The following is a 21704-nucleotide window of genomic DNA, read 5'->3' as shown; positions in this document are numbered from 1 at the left end:
GGTGAGGTGGGTGGCCGGGGCGGCCGCTGGATTCCGCCCCGGCCGGTCAGGGGGGTGTCAGCAGACGCGCCCGGCGCCCGCGCCGCGGTCGACGATCCCGGGCACCTTCTTGGCCGGGTCGACCTTCGTGCGCAGGGTGGGCGTCCAGCCCGCGCCGGACTCCAGGGTCTCGGCGGGGATCTCGGCGTTGTGGACGGCGATCAGGTCGGTGAGCTTGCCGTTGACGTAGTTGTCGGCGGCGGTGAGCGGTGAGACGTTCCACCGCTTGAGCACCTTGGCCGCGCTGATCCCCTCCGGCAGCGTGAACGCGTTGTGCTCGGCGACGAGTTGGGACTCCTTGCCGATGCCGAAGCTGTAGGCGTAGTCGTCGTTCGCCACGAAGTGGTTGTTGTAGGAGTCGACCTGGCCGAAGCGGACGCGGGGCGCGCGCTCGACGAGGTCGGAGAACAGGTTGTGGTGGAAGGTGACCTTGAGCTTGCCCCGGTCCCCCGCCGCCGTGGACTCGCTGTCGCTGTTGCCGATCAGGATCGTCTTGTCGTGCTCGGTGAAGACGTTCCAGGAGGCGGTGACGTAGTTCGCGCCGCGGACGATGTCCAGCTCGCCGTCGTGCTGCTGGTAGAGCATGCCGAAGTAGGTGGGCGCGGCACTGTCGGGGTGGCTGCCGTCCGTGAAGGTGTTGTGGTCCAGCCACACATGGGTGGACCCGTAGACGACGGCGGTGTCGTACTCGGAGTTCCAGTTGCCCTTGTCACCGTCGGTCGGGTCCCACTGCGGGAAGCAGTCGATCGGGCTCTCGAAGGTGAGGTTGCGGACGATGACGTTGTCGACGGCCTTGATCTGCAGGCTCGCACCCTTGAACCCGGCGTTCTTGCCGACCCCGATGATCGTGGTGTTGGCGGGCACGTTCGCCTTGATGGTCTGGTCCTGGTTGGCGGCGGAGACGCGGCGCAGCCCCTCGGGGCTGTCGGCGGGCTCGGCGCTCAGGTCGGTGTCCAGGCCCCAGGCTTCGGGCGAGTACTTCGCCAGGTAGGCGTCGAAGTCGTACCCGGGCGCCGCGAGGGAGTCGCAGCCCTCGGAGACGGCGTCGATGGTCCCTTTCACCTTGATGATCTTCGGTGCGGTGCCGCCGGCGGCGAGGGCGGCCTTGAAGCCGGCCCAGTCGGTGACGGTGTAGACGTGGGCGGCGTCGGCGGCCGCGCCTCCGGTGGTGCCGGTGCCGTCGGAGGCCCAGCCGTCGCCGGTGGCGAGCGTGTCGCGGGCGGCGTCATGGCCCTTGGCCTGGGCGGTGGGGCCGGTGACCGCGAGGACCAGGGCGGCACAACCCGCCACGGCCATCCCCCTTGTAATGACATGCCCATGCCATGTCTGTGCGTTCATTGTGCGGCTCTCTTTCGGCAACGAAGAAGGAGTGGTCAGACGGTGGCCGGCGACGGCCAGGTGATCCAGGACTCCGGGATCTCGGCATCGAGCCGGCACACGTCCCGGGGCGCCAGCACACGGTGCTGCAGCAGCTCACGGGCGACCAGGCGCGCTACTGCAATGGCACCCGGTGGGTTGAAATGCGTGTTGTCCTGCTCGGTGTCGGTCCAGTTGAAGTACTTCTTGGTCTCCTCGACCCCGAGCTTCTGCCACAGCGCGAGCGACAGGGCCTGGATGTCGAGCAGCGCGACGCCCTCCTCGGTGGCGAGCGCCCGCATCGCCGCCGGATAGTCGCCGTGGGTCGGCACGGCGTTGCCGGAGGCGTCGAACTTCCGCCGCTCGACCGAGGTGGCCAGCACGGGCCGGGCACCACGGGCGCGCGCACCGTCGATGTACAGGCGCAGATAGTCCTGGTACGTCGTCCAGGGCTCGGTGTAACGGGCGGGATCCGCGGTCTTCTCGTCGTTGTGCGCGAACTGGATCAGCAGGAAGTCGCCCGGCCGAATGGCGCCGAGGATGACATCGAGCCGTCCCTCGTCGACGAAGGACTTCGAACTCCGGCCGTTCACCGCGTGATTGGCGACACGCCGATCCTTGTGCAGAAAGAAGGGGAGCGCCATGCCCCACCCGGTCTCGGGCGCGGCGTCAGCGTATTTCTGGGCGGCGGTGGAGTCACCGGCGATGTAGAGGGTGCGCTGTTCTCTGGCTTGAGCAGTACCGGTTGCGCTGAAGGCGACGGGCACGGCGGCCATCGCCGCCACGGTGACCTGTCTGCGTGTGAGTGACACTTTGGGCAGCCTCTCTTCCCTCAGGGGCGCGGGGAACTGCGCGACCAGCCACGACGAACGCGCAGCTCCCCACGACCGCATTCACCCGAGCTCTTAGCCGTTCTGTTCCTTCCACTCGGCCTGAGCCTTGTTCAGCTGGTCGGCGATGGTGTCCAGGAAGTCCTTCGCACTCATGTCACCCAGCAGCACCTTCTGGAAGTTCGGCTCGTTGTCCGCCTTGGAGATCGTGTTCCAGTCGGGCAGGTAGTACGGCAGCTGGACGATGGTCGTGGACCCGTCGGTCAGCGCGGCGGCGGCCAGCTTCGTGGGCTCGGCCTCCGAGATCCAGGCGTCCTTGGCGGCGTCGTTGTTCGACGGCACCTGACCGGCGGCCTTGTTGAACTTCGAGTTCTCCGCGGCCGAGGTCGCGAACTCGATGAACTTCCAGGCCGCGTCCTTGTTCTTCGAGCTCTTGAACACCCCCATCCCGTCGACGGGGTTGGACACCTGGACCCGCTTGCCGGAGGCGCCGATCGGCTGCGGAATGCCCCGGAACTTGTCGACCCCGAGCGCCTTCACGTGGTCCTGGTAGGAGCCCAGGTTGTGGTTCAGCATCCCGATCGTGCCGGAGTCCCACTGGGCGACCATCTTGGTGAAGTCGTTGTTGAGGTCGGCCGCCGGAGTGACCTTCTTGTACAGCGCCGCGTACTTCTCCAGCGCCGCCACGTTCTTCGGGTCGTTGACGGTGGTCTTGTCGCCGTTCCAGAACGAGGTGATCCCGCTCTGCCCGTACATCGCGTCCAGGGCCTGGGCGATGGACCCGGCACCACCGCGGATGGTGTAACCGAACTCGTTCTTCTTGGCGTCGGTGAGCTTGTCCGCGGCCTCGTAGAACTTGTCCCAGGTGGTCGGCTCGTCGAGGCCCGCCTTCTTGAACAGGTCGGTCCGGTAGTACAGCACGCCGTTGTTGGCGGAGGTCGGGATCGAGTACAGCGTCCCGTCCCCGCCCCCCGCCGCCTTCAGCACGCCGACCATGTCCTCGTTGAGCTTGCCGTTCAGGGAGGACTTGGAGAGCCGGCCGTCCAGCGGCTCCAGCGCGTTCTGTGCGGAGAAGCCGGCGAGCATGGCCGCGCCGACACCGCCGACGTCCGGCAGCCCTCCGCCCTGGATGGCGGTGTCGACCTTGGACTGGTACTCGGTGGAGGCGATACCGACGTACTCGACCTTGATGTCGGGGTTCGCCTTCTGGAAGTCGGCGATGATCTCCTTCCAGATGTCGGTGCGCACACCGCCGTTGTTGTCCCAGAAGACGATCTTGCCCTTGCCGCTGCCCTCGTCGCCCTTGTCACCGCCGGACCCACTGCCGTCGTCACCGCAGGCGGTGGCGGTCAGCGCCAGGACGGACCCGAGGGCGACGGCTATGGCAGCGCGCCTGCTTCTGCGGATACTGATCTTCATTGATCGGCTCTCTTCTTCTTCTGATTCCAGCGGAGAAATGAAGTTGTGGGGGGAAGTCGGTGGCGCCCGGAAGTCAGCGGCCGGCGTACGGCGCCCAGTCGTCCGAGCCCTTGAGGTAGTTCGCGACGGTGTAGTTCCTGGCGTCCGCGGCACCGAGCTGTGGCCGGTCGGCGCTCGGTGCCGCGCCCGGACCGGAGTTGCGGAACTCGGCGAACCGCGCGTCCTTCCACGAGAAACCGCTCATGTCGGTCCACGGTGAGGACTTCACGGCGGCCGGCAGCTCGGTGTCGCGGATCAACACCTGGGCCACGGCGGCGGGTTCGCCGCCCGGGTGCCACGGCCGTCCCAGATGGAAGGACTCGTCGGGCGCGTCGCTCACGACCTTCGACCGGGTGATCAGGAAGCCGTAGGGGTTGCCCGTCCAGGTCGAAGCGGCCGTGATGTAGCCGTTGTTGGTGTCCGAGCCCCGGCTCAGTGCGCGGATCACGGACCGCTCGATCACCGTCGTCGCCCGGCCGTAGACGAAGTCGACATCGCCCTCGATGTACGAGTCGTGGATGTAGACCCGGCTGATCACGTCCAGCTTGGGGCTGTCGGTCATCAGGGTGTCCTGGTTGCCCAGGAAGGCGGTGTCCTCGAAGACGATCCGGTCACCGGTCGTCTTCATCGCGAGGGCCTGCTCGCCCTTCAGCTCGACCGCGGCCTCGTCGAAGTCGTTGCTGAAGGTGAGGTGGCGGGCGGTGACGTCGTTCGCGGCGATCCGGACCGTCGCACTGCCCGTCGAACCGCCGTACTCGGCGGGGGTGTCGTAGACGATGACGGTGTCGGACCGGTCGTGTCCAGTCCCCTGGAGCACAATCCTGGGTTTGGTCGCCGGGACGAAGACCTTCGCACGGTAGGTGCCCGGCGCGACGGCGATCGTCACCGGCACGGCGTTGCCGTCGGGCACGGCATCCACCGCGGCCTGCACGGTCGGGTAGTCAGCGGGGACGTGCAGGGTCACCCCGATCCGCTTCTGCGGACCGGAGAACCTCGACACCAGCGACGGCACGGCGGCGGCCGGGTCCAGCCGGTAGTCGTAGAAGGACCGCGGATCGAATGCCGTACCCCACGCGTCCGTGCGCCCGGTCGTGTGCTTCAGGATCGACCCGCGCTGCACCAACTCGGCGGTGGCATCGGCCTGGTAGGGATGCTGGACACCGTCGTAGTAGCTGTTCTCGATGACCATCCTCGTCTTGCCGCGCGCCCAGTTCCCGTACGTCCACACCGGGTCCCCGTCGGCGACCTGCGAGGACAGGTAGTTGTTGTACAGGTGGGCGTAGGCGAGGTTGTCCGCCGAGGGGTTGCGCTGCTTGGTGCCGCGGAACCAGTTGTGGTCGATCGTCATCTCGGTGAGCACATTGGTGGTCCAGCCGATCCCGAACGCCTTGTTGTGGTTCGTGAACTGGTTGTAGGAGACGGTGATGTACCGGCTGTCCTTGCGGATGTCGAGCAGCCCGTCGCCCATGTGCGTGAAGCGGTTGTGATCGATCCAGACATGGTCGACCGTGTCCATCTGGATCGCGTCGAAGTCGGTCGTCTTGCCGTCCCAGTCGCCCTCGACGTACGAGTCACGGATCGTCAGGTTGCGGATGATCACGTTGTGCGTGCCGGGGTTGAGATGGAGCTCGCCGTGGACGATCTCGCCGGTGTCGCCGACGCCGATGATCGTCTTGTTCGAGGCCACGACGATGTCCGAGCCGAAGGGCTCGACGGCTATCGCGCCCGAGACCCGTATGACGTACGGCTCCTCGGCGGCCGCGTAAGTGGCCAGCGCGGCCTGGTCGGTGACGGTGACGACCTTGCCGCCGGCCCCTCCGGTGGTCCCGCCGGCGAGGGAGGCGAAGCCGTGGGCCCGGTCGCTCCAGCGGTCGACCGGAGTCTTCTCGGCAGCCTTGGCCTGCCCGATCGCCCCGAGGCTCAGCGCGGCCACGAGGCCGAGGACAGCGGCAAGGACCGTGCCGTATCCCGGTCTCTGCAAGCGCTTGCTATGAAGGTGCTGCGTCATTGCGGCTCCCAACAGGCGTACGGGTTCGGTGCGTTACAGGGGGTCGATCCTGAAGTGCGAGAAGGTTGCCGCCCCGGCGTGTCCTCCTCCGACGGGCGCGAGGGCGAACAGTCCGAGCAGGGCTCCGACCCAGCGCCACGGGGTGGCGGCGAAGACGGGTCCGCTGGGGCGCAGGCCGTCGCCGACGTCAAAGAAGAACCGGCAGCGCGCGCCCGCGCCGATCTCGATCCGCAACCGTGCCCGTCCCGTGGGTGACAGCCTCGGATGGTCGGCGTCCCGCTCCTGCTCGGCGACGCCCTCGGCGAACCGGTGCACGAGATGGACGCTCCCGTCGGCCCCGCGCTGGAGCCCGATCCAGCTGAAGGCATCGCCCAGGACGGCGAGTCCGGCGCGAGCCCCCGGCTCCTCGCTGTGCAGTCGCAGTTCCACCTCGACCGCCGATGGTGTGCCGGGCAGCCGCTGGGTGAGGACGTTCGGCAGTTTGCGCAGGTCGTGCGCGTCGGCCGAACGGACGCAGGTGAGCCGTAGCCCGTCGCCCGAGTGGTGGGTGGCCCAGCCGGGCTGCGGGTTCGCGGTCCACTGCCACTGGCGGCCGAAGCGTCCGCCGGGGAAGTCGTCGTCGGTGGCGGGCGCCGCGTCCGGCTGCGGCGGCAGGTCGGGCTTCTCGTGTACGGCGACGGGGGCGCCCTCGTCGCCGAGCACCGGCCAACCGTCGTCGCCCCAGCGCATCGGCTGGAGGTGGACGACCCTGCCGTAGGCGCCCTTCTGCTGGAAGTGCAGGAACCAGTCCTGGCCGGCCGGGGTGCGCACCCAGCCGCCCTGGTGCGGCCCGTTGACGTCGGTGTCCCGCTGCTCCAGGACGACCTTCTCCTCGTACGGGCCGAAGAACCCGCGTGAGCGGAAGGCACCCTGCCAGCCGGTCTCGACTCCCCCGGCCGGAGCGAGAATCCAGAACCAGCCGTCGTGCCGGTAGAGCTTGGGGCCTTCGAGGGTGAACCAGCCGGGGATCCGGTCGCCGTCGACGATCACCTTGCCCTCGTCGAGGAGTTCACGGCCGTCCAGGTCCATGCGGTGGCCGGTGAGGCGGTTCTTGACGCCGGAGCGGGACTTGGCCCAGGCGTGCACCAGATAGGCCTCGCCGGTCTCCTCGTCCCACAGGGGGCAGGGGTCGATCAGGCCCTTGCCCGACTTGACGAGGTGCGGGCGGGTCCAAGGGCCCCTGATCTCGGGGGCGTTGATCTGGAAGATGCCTTGGTCCGGGTCGCCCCAGAAGATCCAGAACCGTTCGTCGTGGTGGCGCAGCGACGGGGCCCAGACCCCGCAGTCGTGCCGGGGCTTGGTGAACTCCCCCGCAGGCTCCAGGCGTTGGAGGGCGTGGCCGATCAGCGTCCAGTTGACCAGGTCGCGGGAGTGCAGCAGCGGCAGACCGGGGACCCGGCCGAAGCTGGAGGCGGTGAGGTAGAAGTCGTCGCCGACGCGGAGCACGTCCGGGTCGGACCAGTCGGCGTTCAGGATCGGATTCGTGTACGTCACTGGCTGACCGCCTTCCGTACCAGGGCCGCCGCTTCGAGCCGGGGCAGGCGCCCGTCGGCCACGACGGTGACGATCCGGCGTACGACGGTCTCGCCGGGCGGGATGGGCAGCCTTGAGTCGTAAGCCAGCGAGGATCCGACGCCCGGGTACTCGTCGGCGCGCACGAACCACGGGTCGCGGCGGGTCTGTTCGGTGGCCCCGGCGAAGACGAGCGTCCAGGTGGCGCCGGTGAGGGCGACCCAGTCGGCGCGGGTGCCGTGGATCGCGTCCTCGCCCTCGCGGTCGACGGTGAAGACGTCCGGCGCGTCCTGTTCCTTCCGGGCCCGCCAGAAGAACCCGCCGTAGGCCGCACCCGGGCGGCCGTTGGTCGCGGGGCTGCCGATCGACAGGGGGTCCGAGGTGACGTTGGTGAGCGAGAAGGTGAAGTCCAACGCCCAGGCGGAGCCGGTCAGTTCGGTGGCCGCGACGGTACGGCGCTCCCGCAGCAGCTCGGTTCCGGAGGCCACCCAGCGCAGCTCCTCCACGAAGCCGTCCGGGTCGCGGAGCTGGAAGGAGTTGTGGCGCTGGGCCCCGTGGTTGTCGAGCTCGGTCGGGCCCTGGTCGCGGACGTAGGTGCGCCCGCCCCAGAAGTTGTGCCCCTCGACGTCGGGAACGGCTACACCGACGCCGAGGTGGTGGATGTGGTCGGCCGGGCTGAGTTCGGTGACAGCCGTGCCGGCCAGGGTGGTGACGGGGTGCAGGTAGGGGCGCGGGGAGAGCCGGGCGGGCAGCTCGGGCCGGGTGACGTAGCGGCCGACCGGGCGGCCCGCGACACGCAGGACCGGGGAATCGGGGGTCGTCATGTACTCACCTCGTTCGCGACATGTGGCCGGGCCCAGTCGGCGCCCAGCTCGGAGTAGAGGGCGAGGCTGTCGGCGGCGGCCGCGACGAGTCCGTCGATGCCGGGGACCACCCGGCGGTTCTCGTCGGGGAGCAGGTGCCAGGACGTCGCCGGGAGCGGGGCCGGGTCGGGGGCCAGCCGGATGGCTTCGACGACCTTCATGAAGGCGCCGGTCGCGTCCGGGACGACCAGCAGGTCGTCGCCGTCGGTGACGTGGTCGACCAGGTTCTCCAGCAGGTCGGTGCGGCCGTACTCGTACTCCTCGGGGCCGTGGCCGGCCCGCTGGAGCAGCACGCGGTCCTGCTTGTACCAGTAGGTGATCCGGCCGCGGTCGCCGTGCACGACGACATACGGCTCGTCGGGGTCCTCCGCGCACAGGGTCACGGCGACGGTCACCTGGAGGCCGTGCGAGGTGGTGACGCGGACGCAGGAGGTGTCGTCGGACTCGATGTCGTTCGCGCGCAGCAGCTCGGTCTCGATACGGGTGACGTCCTCGGCGCGGCTCGCGTCGCCCAGGGCGAGCGCGGTGGCGACGGCGTGCGCGAGCGGGTTGGTCAGTGCTCCGTCGATGACGTCGACGCCGTTCATCCGCCGCTTGCCCGCCCAGGGCGCACGCCGGTAGTACTCCTCGGCACGCGCCCAGGCGCCGGCCCCGCCGATCCCGGTCACCTCGCCGATCGCTCCCTCCTCGACGAGCTCGCGGATCGCGGGCACGGCGTGCGAGCCCAGCGACTGGAAGCCGATCTGGCAGGCGACACCGGCCGCGGCGACTCCGTCGGCCATGCGGCGGAACTCGGCGTACGAGGGGGCGGGGGGCTTCTCCAGGAGGATGTGCACTCCTCGGGAGGCCGCCGCGAGTGCCAGGTCCGTGTGGGTCGGGATCGGCGTGCAGATCACCGCGATCCGGGCGCCGGTCGAGTCGAGGAGCGCGCCGAAGTCGGCGGACTGCTCGGGCGTCCCCAGGCCTTCGGGGATCTCGTCGCCGGTCAGCGGGGTCAGCTCGCAGATCCCCGCCAGTCGTACGATCCCCTTGTCCTGCAGCCGGCGGATGTTCTCCAGGTGCCAGCGGCCGTGGCCGCGCGCGCCCGCCAGGACGATGTCTACGGTGCTCATGGGATCCTCCCTGCGCCCGCGCCGCGGGCCACCGCTCGGTCGGCCGCCTCGGCGCTGTCGATCTTTGTGTGCAGGGTAGGCGTCCAGCCGACGTCCGCCGTGAGGTCACGCTCGCTGCCCGAGTTGTAGGCGTTGTAAAGGGCGAGCAGGTCCACCGGATAGCCGTTGAAGAGGGTGCCGGTCTGGTGCAGCGCGCTGCCGTTCCAGCTCTTGACGAGGTCTGCCGCCTCTATGTGGCCGGGGGTGTGGAAGGCGTTGTTCTCGGCGTGGACGGCGGACTCGGTGGAGATGCCGAGGGAGTAGCGGTAGTCGTCGTTCTTGGCGATGTAGCGGTTGTTGTAGAGGTGCACCTGTCCGAAGCGGACACGAGGCGCGCGCTGGACGACGGACTCGAACTGGTTGTGGTGCAGGGTGACCCGGAGCCTGCCGCGGTCGCCGGTGGCCGAGTCGCTGTTGCCGATGAGCATCGCCTTGTCGTGGTCGGCGAACTTGCTCCAGGAGACGGTGACCAGGTCGGAGCCGTTGGTGATGTCCAGCAGGCCGTCGTGGCGGAGGTAGTTGCGGGCGAAGTAGGTGGGCTCGTCGGCGTCGGGGTGGCCCTTGTCGCTCAGGGTCACGTGGTCGACCCACACATGCGTGGAGCCGGTCAGCCAGATGGTGTCGTACGCGGTCTTCCAGTCGCCGAGGCCGCCGGTGTTGGGCTGCCAGACGGGGAAGCAGTCGTAGGCGTCGCGGAGGTCGAGGTTGCGGATGATGACGTTGGTGGCGTTCCTGACCTGAAGGCTGCCGCCCTTCAGGACCGCTCCCCTCAGTCCGACGATCGTGGTGTTGGATCCCACGAGCAGCTCGACCCGCTCGGCCTGCTTCTTCGCGGACGCCTGGCGGGCCTCCTCCTGCGGTCCGCTCGGCTTGGCGGCGCCCCAGGTGCGGGGGTCGTAGGCGGCGAGGTACTTCTTCAGGCCGTAACCGTCGGTGGCGTAGTCGGCGCAGTCCAGGTGGTCGCCGTCGTCGTCGGTGTTGGCGTCGACGGTTCCGGCGATCCTGATGATCTTCGGGGTGGCGCTGCCGCCGTCGAGGGCACGGACGAGCTCGGCCCGGTCGGTGACGGTGTAGACGTGCGCCGCGTCGGCGCCGGAGCCTCCGGTGGTGCCTTCTCCCGCGGAAGCCCAGCCGTCGTTCGCGGGCAGGGTGTCCCGGCTGATGTCGCGGGCGTCGGCGTGGGCGGGGAGGCAGAACATTCCCACCATGCCTGCGGCGAGCGCGATATGACGCACCCTCATGCCCTCACCTCCCTGCCGGGTCCGAAGACCGACTGATCCCGAACACCTGCGGCCCGGCCCACGGCCGCACCCACCGCCGCGGACACCCGAGCCTCACCCGCACCGAGGACAACCCGGCCAACGGCACGACCCCCTGCGCGGGCGGAGACGGGAAGCCCCACCACGCCTGCCGCGAACCCGACATGACGGATACTCATGCCACGGCCACTCCGGACCCGGCCGCCACCGGCCACGCCCACCGCCCCGGACAACCGGCCCTCACCCACACCGAGGACAACCCGGCCAACCGCACGACCCCCGGCGCGGGCGGAGACGGAAAGCCCCACCACGCCCGCCGCGAACCCGAAATGACGGATACTCATGCCACGGCCACTCCGGACCCGACCGCCACCGGCCACGCCCACCGCCCCGGACAACCGGCCCTCACCCACACCGAGGACAACCCGGCCAACCGCACGACCCCCGGCGCGGGCGCGGAGGCAGAGCCTCGTCACGCCTGTATCGGGCTCGACATGACGGAACCTCATGCCCTCACCCCCGAACCAGAGCCGCAGTCCGACCGCTGCCCCACACCCGCGGCCACCGCGGTCCCACCACGGCCGACCGCCACGTCCGCCGCCTCGGACACCCGGGCCCCACTCACACCGAGGAGAACCCGGCCCACCGCACGGCCCTCGGCCCGGACGGCGACTCCCATCAGGCCCAGCACCACGCCCCCCACCGCGATCCGACGGAGTCTCATCCCTTCACCGCCCCCGCGCTGAAGCCCGTGATCAACCACTTCTGGATGAAGGCGAACACGATCACCACGGGGACGGCCGCGATGATGCCGCCGGCGGCCAGCGCGCCGAGGTCGACGCTGTCCGCGCTCATCAGGGTGTTGAGGCCGACCGGGATCGTCTGCTTGTTCTGGTTGTTGAGGAACATCAGGGCGAACAGGAAGTGGTTCCAGGAGTGCACGAAGGCGAAGGATCCGACGGCGATCAGGCCGGGCCGCAGGAGCGGCAGGACGACGATCCGGAAGGCCGTCATCCTGTTGCAGCCGTCGACCCAGGCCGCCTCCTCGAGGGAGTACGGCACGTTCTTGATGAAGTTGCTGATCAGGATCATCGACAGCGGCAGCTGGAACACCGTCTCGGCGATGATGACACTGCCCAGCGAGTTGATCATCTTCAGCTCGGCGAAGATCTCGAACAGCGGCACCAGAAGCAGCGCACCCGGCACGAACTGCGAGCACAGCAGGGCCAGCATGAACGCGTTCTTGACCTTGAAGTCGAAGCGGGCGAGGGCGTATCCGCCGGCCAGGGCGACGAGTGTCGTCATCACCAGGGTGGCGAGACCGACGTACACGCTGTTCTCGAAGTAGGTGCCGAAGGCCCGCTCCGTCCACACCTTCTTGAAGTGGTCGAAGGTGATCGGCCAGGGTACGAGCGAGGTCGAGCCGGCCGGTCGCAGCGCGAAGAGCAGGATCCAGTAGAAGGGGATGAGCGTGAAGACGAGGTAGATCGACAGCGGTGTGTAGATCTGCCAGCGCGGGACCTCGTCCCAGGAACGGCGGTGCTTGACCGAGCGCGGCGGTTCGGGTGTCTCGCGCACGGGCGCGGGGGCGACCTCCGTGGCCTCCTTGGTGATCACTTGGAACCGCCTCCGAACTTGCTCAGCCGCAGATAGACCATCGAGCAGAAGAGCAGGATCACGAACGCGACCGTGGTCAGGGCGGACGCGTAGCCGAAGTTGTGGGCGTCGACGCTGGTGTTGGCGATGTAGAGCGGCAACGTGGTCGTCTCGCCCGCCGGGCCGCCGCCGGTCAACGTGTAGAGCAGGTCGACGTTGTTGAACTCCCACACCGCGCGCAGCAGCGTGGACAGGATGATCGCGTCCTTCAGGTGCGGCAGCGTGATGTGCCAGAACTGCTTGAAGCGGCTGGCCCCGTCGACCTCGGCGGCCTCGTACAGGTCCTTCGAGACGGACTGGAGGTCGGCGAGGATCAGGATGGCGAAGAAGGGCACACCGCGCCACAGGTCGGCGACGACCGCCGCCGAGAAGACGGTGGAGGTGTCCGACAGCCAGCTGGTGCCGTAGGAGCCGATGCCCATGTCGGCGAGGTAACGGGTGATACCGGTCTGGGAGTTGTAGAGCAGCACCCAGATCGCGGAGGTCAGCACTCCGGAGACGGCCCACGGTGAGAAGACCATCGCGCGGCCCAGCCCCCGGCCCACGAAGGTCTGGTTGACGATCAGCGCGAGCGCCAGACCGAACAGCAGCTGGAGTCCGACCTCGACGAAGACCCACTTGGCGCTGAAGGTCAGCGTGTCCCAGAACTGAGGGTCCTTGGTGAAGATCTGGACGAAGTTGTCGAAGCCCGCGTACCCGTTCCGCCACGGCTTGGTGGGGTTGTAGTTCTGCAGGCTGTAGTAGAAGACGCTGATGACCGGGTAGGCGATGAAGCCCAGCATCAGCAGGGCCGCCGGCGCGATCAGCAGATACGGCAGTCTGCGTGGCGTGGCGGAGGCACGGCGCCGCCGGGGTGGCGCGGGCGGTTTCGCCACGGCTGCGGCTTGGGCCATGACTGTTCTCCGTTCTCAGTACGTCGGACGTGCGACGTGCGTTCGTCGTGCGGGAAGCGCTTTCTCTCTGCACAGGGTTGTGCCAGGTCGTGCTGTGCGATGGTGCCGCCCGCGCAAGCGGGTCGTGGTTCAGCTCGCGTACGGGTCGGCGACCCTGCCCGGGCGGGCGAGGAACTCGAAGTCGCAGCCGGTGTCGGCCTGGGTGATCTGTTCGTTGTAGAGCGCGCCGTAGCCGCGCTCGTACCGCGCGGGCGGCGGTGTCCAATCCGCCCGTCGTCGCTCCAACTCCTCGTCGTCCACGTTGAGTTGGAGGACACGCGCCTCGACGTCGAGGGTGATGTCGTCCCCCGTCCGCACGAGGGCGAGCGGTCCGCCGACGTACGACTCGGGCGCCACGTGCAGCACGCACGCGCCGTAACTCGTCCCGCTCATCCGGGCGTCGGAGATCCGGACCATGTCCCGCACGCCCTGTTTGAGCAGCTGGTCGGGGATCGGCAGCATTCCGTACTCGGGCATGCCCGGGCCGCCCTTGGGACCGGCGTTGCGCAGCACCAGCACGCTGTCGGCGGTGATGTTCAGCGCCGGGTCGTTGATGGTGCGTTGCATGGTCCTGTAGTCGTCGAAGACGACCGCGGTGCCGGTGTGCTTGAGCAGGTGCGGCTCGGCGGAGATGTGCTTGATGACGGCACCGTCCGGGCAGAGGTTGCCGCGCAGGACGGCCACCCCGCCCTCCCTCGCGACCGGGTTGTCCCGGGTGCGGATGACGTCGTCGTTGTGGACTTCCGCGCCCTCGATCTGCTCCCCGAGGGTGCCGTTCACGGTCGGCCGGTCCAGGTGGAGCAGGTCGGTGATCCGCGAGAGGAAGGCGGGCAGACCGCCGGCGAAGTAGAAGTCCTCCATGAGGTACGTCTGTCCGCCGGGCCGGACGTTCGCCAGCACCGGCACGGTACGCGCGATGCGGTCGAAGTCGTCCAGGGTGAGCTTGATGCCCGCCCGGCCGGCCATCGCGATGAGATGGATGACCGCGTTGGTGGAGCCGCCGAGCCCGAGCACCGTGGTGACGGCGTCCTCGAAGGCGTCGCGGGTGAGGATCTCGGACGGCCTGAGGCCGGTCCAGGCGAGTTCCACGGCGCGGCGCCCGGAGGCCGCGGCCATCCGCTCGTGCGCGGAGTCGACGGCCGGGATCGAGGACGCACCCGGCAGGGTCATGCCAAGGGTTTCCGCCGCCGCGGTCATCGTGGACGCGGTCCCCATGGTCATGCAGTGCCCGGGAGAACGCGCCAACCCGCCCTGCAGCTCGCGCAGTTCGCAGTCCGTCAGGTTGCCCGCGCGGTGCTCGTCCCAGTACTTCCACATGTCGGTGCCGGACCCGAGGGTCTCGCCCCGCCAGTGCCCCGGCAGCATCGGCCCCGCGGGCACGAAGATCGAGGTGACATCGGCCGAGGCCGCGCCCATGAGCAGCGCCGGCGTCGACTTGTCGCAGCCGCCGAGCAGCACCGCCGCGTCGATCGGATACGACCGCAGCAGCTCCTCCGTCTCCATCGCGAGGAGGTTGCGGTAGAGCATCGGGGTGGGCTTCTGGTACGTCTCCGAGAGGGTGGAGACCGGGAATTCGAGCGGGAAGCCCCCGGCCTGCCACACTCCCCGCTTGACCGCCTCGGCGCGCTCGCGCAGATGGACGTGGCACGGGTTGATGTCCGACCAGGTGTTGAGGACGGCGATCACCGGGCGGCCCCGGTACTCCTCGGCCTCGTAACCGAGCTGACGCATCCGGGCGTTGTGCGACCAGGTCCGCAGCTGGCCCTCGGTGCCGTACCACTGATGGCTTCTGAGCTCTTCGGGACGCTTCCTGTCGGTCATATCGACCACCCGGCGGCTATCGCGGCGACCTCGGCCCGCTCGGCCTCGGGCAGCTCGCGGCTCGGCGGGCGCACTTCGCGGCGGCACAGGCCGAGGGAGGCGAGGGCCTCCTTGACGACGGTGACGTTGTTGGCGGAGCCGTTCGCGGCGCGGAGTTCCTCGAAGCGGCGGATCTGCTCCCAGACCTTCATGGCGGCCGGGTAGTCGCCGGACCGAAGCGCCTCGATCATGTTCAGCGAGACGGCGGGGGCGACGTTCACCAGCCCCGAGGTGAAGCCGGTGGCTCCCGCCGAGAAGTAGGAGGGCGCGTAGGGCTCGGCGAGCCCGGCGACCCACACGAAGCGTTCGAGTCCCGCGTCCCGTGCGAAGGCGCCGAACCTGGCCGCGTCCGGGACGGCGTACTTCACACCGATCACGTTCGGGCAGGCGTCGGCGAGTTCGGCCAGGCGGTCGCCGCTGAGCTGGGCGTTGCGGATGTACGGAACGACTCCCAGCTCCGGGACGGCCGAGGCGATCGCACGGTGGTAGTCGACCCAGCCGCCCTGCGAGACGTAGGGGTGGACGGGCTGGTGGACCATGACCATCCCGGCGCCGAGCTCGCGGGCGTGGCGGGCGGAGGCCACGGCGGTCGGGACGTCGTGACCGACGCCGACGAGGATGTTCGCCCGGTCCCCGGCCTCCTCGACGGTCAACTCGGTGACCAGGCGGCGCTCTTCGGGGGTGAGGGCGTAGAACTCGCCGGTGTTCCCGTTGGGGGTGAGGGTGGTGATCCCTCCGTCGAGCAGCCGACGCAGCAGGGCCCGGTGGGTGTCCTGGTCGACGGTGCCGTCCTCGGCGAACGGAGTCACCGGGATCGCCACCACGTCGGCCAGGGCCGTCCGCCGGGTCTCGAACGTCTCGCTGCTCATTCCTGACCTTCCTCGTCCAGCACTCCGGGGAACGCTCGTTCCACGAAGGACGCGATGTGGGCGTGCAGGGCGCGGGCCGCTCCGTCCGCGTCGCCCTCCAGAGCGAGCCGCAGGATCTCCCGGTGCTCGCCCGCCTCCCGTTCCCAGGAGGGCGAGGCCGCCCAGGCGACGGCGGAGACGAGGGCGGCCTGGTCGCGGACCTCGTCGAGCATCCGGCCGAGCAGCGGGTTGCCGCAGGGCAGGTAGAGGGAGCGGTGGAACTCCCGGTTGGCGAGGGAGCGTTCGGCGGTGTCGGTGGCGTCGTCGGCCCGGGTCAGCGCGTCCCGTGCGGCGTCGAGGGACGCCCCGCGCCGTACGGCCCGCTTCAGCGCCTCGGGTTCGAGGAGCAGCCGGACGTCGTAGACCTCGCGCGCCATGTCCGCGTCCACCATGCGCACCGTGACGCCCTTGTACTGGCTCATCACGACGAGCCCGGTCCCGGCCAGGGTCTTGAGCGCCTCGCGCACCGGGGTCTTGGACACCCCGAACTGTGCGGCGAGTTCGGTCTCCACCAGGGCCTGACCGGGCGTCAGGCGCCCGGTGAGGATGCGGCGTTTGATCTCCTCCAGCACGTACTGCGTGCGGGAGGGGATCGGCGTGGGCACAGAGGTCATGCGCGCCTCTCGGATCTCGCGTATCGGATCTCGCGTATCGGATCTCGCGTATCGGATCTTGCGTATCTGATCTCGCGTATCGCGTCTCATATATGACGTACGAAGTACGACGCGTTGAAGGTAGGGAGGGGCGCGATGTTTCGTCAATGCTTCTGGCAAAGGAAGTTGAAGTTGCGGTGAAGACGAGGGTCAGACGAGCCGGGTGGCGCCCTCGAAGGCCGTACTGGCGCGCCCGGCGAAGGCGACGGCCGCGCGTGCGGTGGCCGCCTCCCTGGTGAGCGTGGGTCCGACGTGCGTGACGATCAGTTCGCGCACCCCGGCCTTGCGGGCGATGTCGCCGGCGTCCTCGGGTGTCAGATGGACCTGTTCGCCTTCGCGATGACGGTCGATGTCCGCCTCGCACAGGAACACGTCCGATTCCGCGGCGAGTTCGACGAGGGCGGCGCAGGGCCCGCTGTCCCCGGAGTACGCGAAGACGCGTCCGGCGCACTCGGCGCGCAGCCCGTACGCCTCGGCGTCGTGCGCGACGGCCCGCGCGGCGAGCCGGAGGTTCCAGTGCCGGACGGCGTGGCCGTCGTACAGGGGATGGAAGGCGAGGATGCCCTCGAGGAACCGGATGTCGGACCGCCCGAAGAACCCGGCGAGCCGATGGGCGCAGCCGGGCGGCGCGTAGACCGGGATCGGGGCGGGCGGGGTGAGTCCGCCGTACGCGAAGGCGTAGACGGCGGACAGCAGATCCGCGCTGTGGTCGGCGTGCAGATGAGAGATCCAGATGGCCGTCAGCCGGGAGGGATCCGTGTGCCGCTGCAACTCCGCGAAGGTGCCGGGCCCGGCGTCCACCCACACCTCGGCGCCCCCGCCGCGCAGCAGATAGCCGGAGCAGGGGCGGCCCGGCGCCGGGTGCGGGGAGGCGGTGCCGAGGACGGTGAGGCTGAGGGGCGGCATGGTGGGGAGCGTACGGTCCGGGCCTGCCGCCCGCCGCCGGTTTCCGTTCCTCTACGGCAGGGGCGTACCGGTGTCTACGGCGTCCAGCCCGGGTTCCGCCCGCTGAGCCCGATCGCCCGGTCCAGCAACGACGCGTCCTGGGGTACGGGGACGATCGGGCCGAAGATGGCATCCCGGCTCGGATCCTCCGCGGAGGCCTGGAGGAAGTCGTACGTGGCCTGGAGCGCGGCGGGGTCCGGGTCGTACGCCTGGCCGGTGGCGCGGGCCAGATCCCAGCCGTGGACGACGAGTTCGTCGATGACGACGGCGGCGGCGATCTCTCCGGGCAGGTCGACGCCGCCCGCGCGGGTCATTCCGGTCCAGGCGGCCGGGTCGCGCCAGGCCTCGGCGAGTTCGTCGAGGACCTTGGGGAGTTCCTCGCGCCGGCCGGGGCCGATGTCCGGGACGGAGTCGGTCGGCGGGGTGTCGGTCGTGGGGCCGAGGTCCTTGCGGGCGGCGTCACGGAAGGCCGCGGAGAGGTGGAGCAGGTGGCCGAGCAGGTTGTGCACCGCGTACTTCGGACACGGCGTGGTGTTCCCCAGCTGATCATCGGTGACGGCCTCGGCCAGAAGGGCGATGACGCGTGTCTGTGATCCGAGGTCCAGGGGCGGGACGGTCATGCGGTACTCCTCGCGTTCACGGTGTCGTAGGGGGTAGACCGCCCCCGCCCCGAGAACTCATCGCTCGCACGTCCAGGGATCCAGGGCACCTGCCCCATCCCGACCCCGGGGCCTTAGGCCCACGATGACCAGGCATGACGAAGACATGGGCGGTGTTCCACGACCGCAACGCCAGGCTCTTTCTCACCGCGGTGACCGTCTCGGGCTTCGGCACCTCGGCCCTGTGGCTGGCGTCCGGCGTCTGGGTCAAGGACCTCACCGGCTCGGACGGCCTGGCCGCGCTGTGCATGCTCGCGATGTGGGCACCGACCCTGGCGGGCCCGCTGCTCGGCGCGCTGGCCGACCGGGTCCCCCGCCAACCCTTGCTGATCGGCGGCAGCCTCCTGTTGGCGGCTCTGCTCCCGGTCCTCTTCGCCGTCGACGGCCCCGACCGGGTGTGGCTCCTCCTCACGGTCCTTTTCGTGTACGGCGCCGCCGGCGTCGTCCATGACGCGGCGGAGTCGGCCCTGGTCGCCGGCGCCGTCGCCCCGTCGCTGCTCGGCGGCTTCAACGGGCTGCGGATGGCGGTCACGGAGGGCATGAAACTGGTGGCGCCGCTGGCGGGAGCAGGGCTCTACGCGGTCCAGGGCGGACCGGGCGTGGCGCTCCTGGACGCGATCACGTTCGTGTTGGCCGCGCTGTTGTACGCCCGGCTGCGGGTCCGCGAGAGCCGACCGGATCCCCTCGCGCCGCCGACGAGCGCTGGGACCAGGGACGAGCCGCCCGGGCGAGCGGCGACCGCGGCGGAGGCACCCGGGCGACGCACCACCCCCGGTCTCAGCCCGACCTCCACCGACCGCCGCACGCCGTCCAGGCGCACCCCCGTCGGCGCCGGACCCCGCCACATATGGGCTCACCCCATACTCCGTCCCCTGGTCCTGGCCGGAGGCACCACCATGCTCTTCGCCGGGCTCAACGGTGCGCTGATCTACGCCGTGATCGACGGGCTCGGCCACTCACCGGCGTACGCCGGTGCGCTGTACGCCGCCCAGGGCGCCGGTTCCGTGGCGGTGGGGCTGGTCTCCGGGCCCGCTCTGCGCCGGCTGGGCGAGCGCCGGTTCGCCGCGTACGGCATCGCCCTGACCGCCGTCGCCGCCGGCCTGCGGGCGATCCCGTCCGATCCGCTGGCCCTGGCATGCAGCGCGGCCATCGGCGCGGGTCTCCCCTGTGTGCTGATCGCCGCGCTCACCGCCGTACAGCGCGAGACACCGGACGCGCTCCGGGGCCGTGCCGTCGCCACGGCGCACACGCTGGTGTACACCCCGAACGTGCTCGGCCTCGCGGCCGGCGCGACCCTGGTCGAACTGGTCGACCAGCGGCCCCTGTCGGCCCTCCTGGGCGTGGCCTGGCCGGCCACGGCGGTGCCGTTGTTTCAGCGGCCGGCCAGTGCCTCACGGATCGCGTCCAGGTCGCCGTCCGACGCCAACCCCGCGTGATACAGCCGCATCTCGGTCGCGCCCAGCTCCCGTGCCCGCGCCACGTCCGCCGCGAGCGTGCCCGGGCTGCCGCCCATCTGCGAGACGACGGGGAAGTTGGCGGCGATCACCGCGTCCTCGCGGGCCCGCGAGAATGGCGTGAGCAGGTCCGGTCCGCCCGCGCAGGGCACGACGACACCGTCCGCGACGGACAGGATGTGCTCCGGGTCGACACCCGGGTTGGCACCGACGTGGTACGTCACGGGGTCGGCGTGCAGCAGGATCTGGAAGCCCTCGGGAGCGGCCGCGCGGACGGCACGGACCGCCGTCTCCTGGAGCGTACGGGCGGTTTCGTCACGCCACGCGCGCGTGGCCGCCGCCGTACCGGCGCCGAGCAGCTTCTCGACCCCGGCCCAGCCCCCGTCGTCCGGCGCGCCCTGCCACAGCGGCTCCAGGGCGGCCCGCACGGCGGCGGCCAGCGAGTCGGCGTCCAGCCCCTGCTCGCCGTACCCCTCGCGGCACGTCCCGCAGAAGCAGAGCGCCATGAGGTACATCCCGGCGTCGCCGAGCTGCACCCCGCCGGTCTTGTCGTGGGCGTGCAGGTGCTGGAGGCCGTACCAGCCGAGGGACTCCAGTTCGGTGCCGGCCGCGCCCGGGCGCAGCGCCGCCTCGACGGCGAGGTCGGTCAGGTACGCGCGCGTGGCGGGCTGTGCGATGCACGGGGCCCACGGGTAGCGGTCGCCGTAGGCGTTGACGACCGAGGTGTCCGGATGTTCGGCGCCCAGGCGGGAGTTGTGCGCGAGGACGACCCAGGTGTGCACCTCGAGGCCCGCCTCGGAGAGCTGCGCGGCCGCCTCGCCGAAGGCGTCGCCGGGGGCCCAGTCGCCGGCCGCGTACGGACGCAGTGCACGCCCTTCCCAGCGTGCGTCCGTCGGGTACAGCACGGACGCGTGCTCGGCGGTGACGATGCGGTGGCGCGGGTGGCGGGGGGTCAGGGCGCGCGTCGAGTGGTAGGCGGCGGCGAGGGTCGCCTGCTGTACGCCGAGCCCGGCGATACGGGTCGCGGCCTCCGGGTCCCCGTTGACGTCCCAGGGGTAGACGAACGTCGACGCCTTCACTGTGCCTCCTCCAGGAGCGCGTACCCGCGCTCGATGATCTCCGCGAGCTGCTTCACATGATCCTCGCCCGGCTCGTGCAGCGGCGGGCGGACCTCCCCCACGTCGAGGCCCCGCATCCGGACCCCGGCCTTCACCAGGGAGACCGCGTATCCGCGGCCACGCGCGCGTAGTTCGACGAAGGGGCGGTAGAAGCCGTCGAGGAGGCGGTCGGCGGTGGCCCGGTCGCCGTCGATGAGCGCGCGGTGGAAGGCGAGGGCGATCTCGGGGGCGAAGCAGAAGACGGCCGAGGAGTACAGGGGGACGCCGATGGCGAGGTACGCGAGCTGCGTCTGTTCGGCGGTCGGCAGTCCGTTGAAGTAGAGGAAGTCGCCGGGTACCTCGGTGCGCACCGCGCTGACGATCCGCTGCATCAGGTCGAGGTCGCCGAGGCCGTCCTTGAGGCCGATGATCCCCTCGGTACGGGCCAGTTCGACGACGGTCTCCGGGGTGAAGACGGCGTTGTCGCGCTGGTAGACGATCACCGGGAGCGCGGTCGCGGCGGCCACCTCCCGGTAGTGCCGCAGCAGCCCCTCCTGCCCGGCGACGACGAGATACGGCGGCATGGCGAGCAGACCGTCGGCCCCGGCCGCCTCGGCGAGCCGCGCGTACCGTACGGCGAGCGCGGTGCCGTATCCGGCGCCCGCCACCACCGGCACCCGCCCCGCCGTCTCCTCGACGGCCGCGCGGACGCACGCCTCGAACTCCTCGGGCGTGAGCGCGTGGAACTCCCCGGTGCCGCAGCACGCGAACACGGCCGCGGCCCCCGCCGCCACCCCCTGGCGCACATGCGCGCGGTAGGTGTCGAGATCGACGGAGCCGTCGGCGCCGTACGCCGTGACCGGGAAGAACAGCGGCCCGCTGGGGATGCCGAGTCGGTGGACGAGGTCGGCAGACGTCACAGGCTCTCCCTAGAACGAGTGGACGAGAAGAAACGCGTGCGGGATTCTGATCGAAGTTTATATTTATGAACATGGGTCGCGCCACCCTTGACGGAGTAGCGCAAT

At 70.1% G+C, this 21704-nt stretch carries 19 protein-coding genes; 2 read left to right on the top strand and 17 right to left on the bottom strand.

The window, feature by feature from the left end:
• Positions 1–57: 57 nt before the first annotated feature.
• From AQJ46_RS16185 to AQJ46_RS16150, 8 genes are all read right to left on the bottom strand, one after another.
• Positions 58–1377 carry a pectate lyase family protein gene (locus tag AQJ46_RS16185; RefSeq protein ID WP_059206238.1) on the bottom strand — a complete coding sequence of 440 codons (1320 nt, stop codon included), beginning with the start codon at positions 1375–1377 and terminating at the stop codon, positions 58–60.
• Between the two features lie 35 nt (positions 1378–1412).
• Positions 1413–2207: a rhamnogalacturonan acetylesterase gene (locus AQJ46_RS16180; RefSeq protein WP_059206237.1), complete on the bottom strand. Its 795-nt coding sequence runs from the start codon at positions 2205–2207 to the stop codon at positions 1413–1415.
• A 93-nt stretch (positions 2208–2300) separates the two neighbouring features.
• Positions 2301–3644, bottom strand: coding sequence for an ABC transporter substrate-binding protein (locus tag AQJ46_RS16175; protein ID WP_059206236.1), 1344 nt, complete (start codon positions 3642–3644; stop codon positions 2301–2303).
• Positions 3645–3717: 73 nt separating this feature from the next.
• Positions 3718–5691 (bottom strand): pectinesterase family protein, encoded by a 1974-nt coding sequence (locus tag AQJ46_RS16170; RefSeq protein ID WP_059206235.1) that lies wholly within the window; start codon positions 5689–5691, stop codon positions 3718–3720.
• Positions 5692–5724: 33 nt separating this feature from the next.
• The gene (locus AQJ46_RS16165) at positions 5725–7224 is read right to left on the bottom strand and encodes a glycoside hydrolase family 43 protein (protein ID WP_059206234.1); all 1500 of its coding nucleotides are present in this window, start codon (positions 7222–7224) and stop codon (positions 5725–5727) included.
• Positions 7221–8066 (bottom strand): DUF6807 domain-containing protein, encoded by an 846-nt coding sequence (locus AQJ46_RS16160; protein ID WP_059206233.1) that lies wholly within the window; start codon positions 8064–8066, stop codon positions 7221–7223. The genes AQJ46_RS16165 and AQJ46_RS16160 overlap by 4 nt, the downstream gene beginning before the upstream one ends.
• On the bottom strand, positions 8063–9217 hold the full coding sequence (locus AQJ46_RS16155; RefSeq protein WP_059206232.1) for a Gfo/Idh/MocA family protein: 1155 nt from the start codon (positions 9215–9217) through the stop codon (positions 8063–8065). The genes AQJ46_RS16160 and AQJ46_RS16155 overlap by 4 nt, the downstream gene beginning before the upstream one ends.
• Positions 9214–10497: a pectate lyase family protein gene (locus AQJ46_RS16150; RefSeq protein WP_059206231.1), complete on the bottom strand. Its 1284-nt coding sequence runs from the start codon at positions 10495–10497 to the stop codon at positions 9214–9216. Before AQJ46_RS16150 ends, AQJ46_RS16155 begins: the two co-directional genes overlap by 4 nt.
• Before the next feature lie 182 nt (positions 10498–10679).
• Here AQJ46_RS16150 and AQJ46_RS55460 point away from each other — a divergent pair, with 182 nt between their 5' ends.
• Positions 10680–11261, top strand: coding sequence for a hypothetical protein (locus AQJ46_RS55460; RefSeq protein ID WP_079072291.1), 582 nt, complete (start codon positions 10680–10682; stop codon positions 11259–11261).
• Here the strand turns inward: AQJ46_RS55460 and AQJ46_RS16140 are convergent.
• The 7 genes from AQJ46_RS16140 to AQJ46_RS16110 all read right to left on the bottom strand — a co-directional run bounded on the left by AQJ46_RS16140 (position 11236) and on the right by AQJ46_RS16110 (position 18089).
• Positions 11236–12132 (bottom strand): carbohydrate ABC transporter permease, encoded by an 897-nt coding sequence (locus AQJ46_RS16140; protein WP_057618282.1) that lies wholly within the window; start codon positions 12130–12132, stop codon positions 11236–11238. The two genes, AQJ46_RS55460 and AQJ46_RS16140, sit on opposite strands and share 26 nt — an antisense overlap.
• Positions 12129–13064 carry a carbohydrate ABC transporter permease gene (locus AQJ46_RS16135; protein WP_059206229.1) on the bottom strand — a complete coding sequence of 312 codons (936 nt, stop codon included), beginning with the start codon at positions 13062–13064 and terminating at the stop codon, positions 12129–12131. The genes AQJ46_RS16140 and AQJ46_RS16135 overlap by 4 nt, the downstream gene beginning before the upstream one ends.
• A 129-nt stretch (positions 13065–13193) precedes the next feature.
• Positions 13194–14924, bottom strand: a complete 1731-nt coding sequence (gene araD, locus AQJ46_RS16130; protein ID WP_059206228.1) for an L-arabinonate dehydratase — start codon at positions 14922–14924, stop codon at positions 13194–13196.
• Entirely contained in the window at positions 14921–15832 is a 912-nt protein-coding gene (locus tag AQJ46_RS16125) for a dihydrodipicolinate synthase family protein (RefSeq protein ID WP_057618285.1), read from the bottom strand. The genes araD and AQJ46_RS16125 overlap by 4 nt, the downstream gene beginning before the upstream one ends.
• Positions 15829–16485, bottom strand: coding sequence for a GntR family transcriptional regulator (locus AQJ46_RS16120; RefSeq protein ID WP_057618286.1), 657 nt, complete (start codon positions 16483–16485; stop codon positions 15829–15831). Before AQJ46_RS16120 ends, AQJ46_RS16125 begins: the two co-directional genes overlap by 4 nt.
• A gap of 189 nt (positions 16486–16674) precedes the next feature.
• Positions 16675–17430 (bottom strand): MBL fold metallo-hydrolase, encoded by a 756-nt coding sequence (locus AQJ46_RS16115; protein WP_057618287.1) that lies wholly within the window; start codon positions 17428–17430, stop codon positions 16675–16677.
• 74 nt (positions 17431–17504) lie between these two features.
• A complete protein-coding gene (locus tag AQJ46_RS16110; protein ID WP_059206227.1) occupies positions 17505–18089 on the bottom strand; it encodes a TIGR03086 family metal-binding protein in 585 nt (194 codons plus the stop codon).
• A 134-nt stretch (positions 18090–18223) separates the two neighbouring features.
• Between AQJ46_RS16110 and AQJ46_RS16105 the strand changes: the two genes are divergently transcribed.
• On the top strand, positions 18224–19564 hold the full coding sequence (locus AQJ46_RS16105) for an MFS transporter (RefSeq protein ID WP_059206226.1): 1341 nt from the start codon (positions 18224–18226) through the stop codon (positions 19562–19564).
• On the opposite strand, the gene AQJ46_RS16100 is transcribed toward AQJ46_RS16105, so the two are convergent.
• Positions 19501–20661 carry a hypothetical protein gene (locus AQJ46_RS16100; protein ID WP_059206225.1) on the bottom strand — a complete coding sequence of 387 codons (1161 nt, stop codon included), beginning with the start codon at positions 20659–20661 and terminating at the stop codon, positions 19501–19503. The genes AQJ46_RS16105 and AQJ46_RS16100 overlap by 64 nt on opposite strands.
• Positions 20658–21599, bottom strand: coding sequence for a 5-dehydro-4-deoxyglucarate dehydratase (locus tag AQJ46_RS16095; protein WP_059206224.1), 942 nt, complete (start codon positions 21597–21599; stop codon positions 20658–20660). Before AQJ46_RS16095 ends, AQJ46_RS16100 begins: the two co-directional genes overlap by 4 nt.
• Positions 21600–21704 lie beyond the last annotated feature (105 nt).

Origin of the sequence: Streptomyces canus (assembly GCF_001514145.1) — a bacterium.
Lineage (GTDB): Bacteria > Actinomycetota > Actinomycetes > Streptomycetales > Streptomycetaceae > Streptomyces > Streptomyces canus.
The sequence above is the reverse complement of the archived record's forward strand: the minus strand, read 5'-3'. Positions and strand labels throughout refer to the sequence as shown.